We start from the raw sequence: 3,216 nt of genomic DNA on the forward strand, positions 1-3,216 counted from the left end.
CCCCGCCCGGGGGGGGGGGGGGGCGGCGCCCCCCCCCCCCCCCGGGGGGGGGGGGGGGGGGGGGGGTCTTGCTCCCCGGGCCCGGGCCCGCGGCACCCGCCCCACCCCCGGGGGGCGCCCCGGCGCCACGGCCCTGTCGGTACCCTCTGCTGGAATGTCGGCATGACCGCTCGTGAGGTGGCCCGACGGCTGCCCGACATCCCCGCCCTCCGCGACCTGTGCCGTTCGATGGCCGTGCTGGACGCCGTACTGCGGCCGGACGGCGCCTACCGCCGCCACGGCTTCGACCCGCGGTGGGCACCCGGACGCCAACTCGCCTGGATGGACAACGGCGCCGGCGACGAGTACTCGCTCGTCCTCTCCGCCGAGGGCGCCTACCTCTGCGGCTTCGACCACGAGTCCCCGCTCAACCCCTACGCCCTCGACGAGGAGGCGGTCTGGCCCGGCGTCCTCGACACCGTGCCCGAGGCGTTCCGCGACCTCACCGAGCACCCTCGCTTCATCGAGGACGGGATCCCCCTGGTCACCGCCTGCCTCTGGCGCGAGGCCGACGACGAGCGGTGGCACACCGGCGCCGTGGACTTCGACGGCACCGACGACGTCCCCGACGGCGCGTCCTACCTGTTCCGCCTGCTGACCGACGGCGGCCCCGAGCAGTACCACGACTGGGCCCGGGACTACTTCGGCCGCCCGCTCCCCCTGGACGCCGTCCGCCACGTCTTCGCCCTGCGCCCCCTCACCTTCGAGGTCGCCGCCGCCCTCAACCCCGAGGTGACCCGCGAGCAGCTGGACGCCCTCCTCACCTCCACCGGCTACCCGCCGGCCGCCGACGGGGCACGGTGACCGGAGGCGGGGCTCCCGGGGTGACCGTCCGGTCGGTGCGAGCGAGGTCCTGGCCGCACACGGGGTCGAGTTGCCGCGGCGCGCCCTGCCCGGACGGGGCGGTCCTGCGCCCGATCCGGCGGGAGCTTGCCGGAGCCGTCCGGCCCCACTACGGTCGACGCCCGGGCTGACGGAACGATCAAGGGGGATTCGATGGTCGGAGGCAACGGTGGAGGGGCCGGGATCGACGCCCGGCCCTGGTACGTCGCCAACGAGGTCGTGGCGTTCCTGCTGGAACTCGCCGCCCTGGGTTGCCTGGGCCGGTGGGGCTTCGGCGCGGGCCACGAGGGCGCCCTCGGGATCCTGCTCGGCCTCGGGACGCCGGCACTGGCCATCGCGCTCTGGGCACTGTTCGCCGCGCCCCGGGCACGGCTGCGGCCGCGGCTCCCGCTCGTCCTCGTGGTGAAGGCCCTGGTGCTCGGCGGAGGCGCCGCCGCCCTGTACGGGGTGGGGCACCCGGTCGCGGCCGGAGTCATGGCGGTCGTGATCGTCGTCAACACCGCCGTGGCCGAGGTCTTCCGCGTCCCCTCTCCCGGTTGAACCCCGCAGATGTTCAGAGACGGATTTCCAGGACCTGGCCCGGCCAGGGGGCCCGGTCGGGGCGCTCGACCTCGAACTCCCCGGTCGCGGTGAAGCCGAGGCGCACGTACTGCTCGACCAGCCGGCGGTCGTCGCCCGCGTAGCAGTCGACCCGGAGCAGGCCGAGGCCCCGGCGGCGGGTCTCGTCGACGGCGTCCGCGATCAGGGCGGCGCCGATCCCGGAGCCCGTACGCGCCCGGTCGGTCACCAGGTAGCGGACGTACAGCTCGCGTTCGTCGACCGGCGGGACGCCCTCCGGCGGCTCCTCGGCGAGGATGGCGGCGCCGACCGTGCGGCCGTCCTCGTCCTCGGCGATCCGGATCAGGTGGTCGCGGGTGTAGCCGCGGATGCGCCCGACGGCCTCCGGGCGGTCGGAGAACGACTGATCGCCCCACTGCCCGGTGCGGCCCCGGGAGACCAGCCAGGCGACGGCCGAGTCGAGCAGGGTGATGATGCCGGCCGCGTCCTCCGGGCCACCTGTACGGATCCTCATGCGAACAGTTGTACACGCCCGGCCGCGGCGCCCGCCGGTCAGGCCCGGTGGCGCGGGACGAGCAGGCCACTCTCGTACCCGACGATCACCAGCTGGACCCGGTCCCGGGCGCCGAGCTTCTCCAGCAGATGGCCCAGGTGCGTCTTCACCGTCGCCATGGAGACGTGCAGTTCCTCGGCGATCTCCGCGTTGGACCGCCCGAGGCCCACCAGTTCGAGCACCTGCCGCTCCCGGCCTGTCAGCCCGTCCAGGTCGGGCGGCGGACCGGTCGGCCCGGTGGCCGGCTGCCGGCAGAACTCCGCGATCAGCCGCCGGGTGACGCTCGGTGAGAGCAGGCCCTCCCCGTCCGCCACCACCCGGATCGCGTGCAGCAGTTCGGCCGGCGGGATGTCCTTGAGCAGGAACCCGGCGGCCCCGGCCCGCAGCGCCGCGAAGACGTGCGCGTCCAGGTCGAACATGGTGAGCATCAGGACCCGCACGCCCGAATCCCGCTCGCAGATCGTCCGGGTGGCCTCGATGCCGTCCATGCCGGGCATCCGTACGTCCATCAGCACCACGTCGGGCCGTCGCTCGGCCACCAGCGCGACCGCGGCGGCGCCGTCGGCGGCCTCGCCGACCACGGTGAGGCCCGGCTCGGCGTCGATCAGCATCCGGAAGCTGCCGCGCAGCAGCGCCTGGTCGTCCACCACCAGGACGCGGACGGGATCGGTCACACGGTCCTCCACACGTTCGTCGTTCCACCGGGCGGCCCTGCGCCCGGCCCCGGGGCTCTCATCATGCCGGCCCGGTGCGAGGCCTCTCCCCCGCCGACGCCCCGGTCCGGTACGGCAGTTCGACCCGGACGGTGAAGCCGCCCCCGGGCAGCGGCCCCGCGTGGAACCGTCCGCCGAACAGCTCCACCCGCTCCCGCATGCCGATCAGGCCGTGGCCGCTCCCCCGGCCGCCGGGTGCCGCGGTCCGGCCGTGGCGGGCCGGATGCCCGCCGCCGTGGCCCGCCCGGCGGGCGCCCGTGGCGCCCTCGTCGGTCACCTCGATCCGCAACTCCCCTTCTTCGGCCAGCAGTTCGACCCGGCAGCGGGTCGGGCCCGCGTGCTTGAGCGCATTGGTCAGGGCCTCCTGGACCACCCGGTACGCCGAGCTCTGCACCCCCTGCGGCAAGCCGTCCGCCCCCTCGGTGCGGAGCTCGGTGACCAGCCCGGCCGCCGTGGCACCGGCCACCAGCTCCGGCAGCGCCGCCAGCCCGGGCGCCGGCCGGAGCCCGG

At 75.7% G+C, this 3,216-nt stretch carries 5 protein-coding genes; 2 read left to right on the top strand and 3 right to left on the bottom strand.

Features of this window, described 5'->3' with window-relative positions; translation table 11 throughout:
* The first annotated feature begins 162 nt into the window (after window positions 1–162).
* Entirely contained in the window at window positions 163–843 is a 681-nt protein-coding gene (locus ACWEQL_RS41760; protein ID WP_452156758.1) for a hypothetical protein, read from the top strand.
* A gap of 192 nt (window positions 844–1,035) precedes the next feature.
* Entirely contained in the window at window positions 1,036–1,422 is a 387-nt protein-coding gene (locus ACWEQL_RS41765) for a YrdB family protein (protein ID WP_452156760.1), read from the top strand.
* Window positions 1,423–1,435: 13 nt separating this feature from the next.
* Here the strand turns inward: ACWEQL_RS41765 and ACWEQL_RS41770 are convergent, their stop codons facing one another.
* The 3 genes from ACWEQL_RS41770 to ACWEQL_RS41780 all read right to left on the bottom strand — a co-directional run.
* Window positions 1,436–1,954, bottom strand: a complete 519-nt coding sequence (locus ACWEQL_RS41770; protein WP_452156762.1) for a GNAT family N-acetyltransferase — start codon at window positions 1,952–1,954, stop codon at window positions 1,436–1,438.
* Window positions 1,955–1,992: 38 nt separating this feature from the next.
* The gene (locus tag ACWEQL_RS41775; RefSeq protein ID WP_452156764.1) at window positions 1,993–2,667 is read right to left on the bottom strand and encodes a response regulator; all 675 of its coding nucleotides are present in this window, start codon (window positions 2,665–2,667) and stop codon (window positions 1,993–1,995) included.
* A 61-nt stretch (window positions 2,668–2,728) separates the two neighbouring features.
* Window positions 2,729–3,216: sensor histidine kinase (locus ACWEQL_RS41780; RefSeq protein ID WP_452156766.1), on the bottom strand; the 488-nt coding region annotated here is incomplete at its 5' end.

This window comes from Kitasatospora sp. NPDC004240 (assembly GCF_053603215.1).

Coding starts and splice junctions, on each gene's coding strand:
- ACWEQL_RS41760 (WP_452156758.1), top strand. CDS start 163: ATGACCGCTCGTGAGGTGGCCCGACGGCTGCCCGACATCCCCGCCCTC.
- ACWEQL_RS41765 (WP_452156760.1), top strand. CDS start 1,036: ATGGTCGGAGGCAACGGTGGAGGGGCCGGGATCGACGCCCGGCCCTGG.
- ACWEQL_RS41770 (WP_452156762.1), bottom strand. CDS start 1,954: ATGAGGATCCGTACAGGTGGCCCGGAGGACGCGGCCGGCATCATCACC.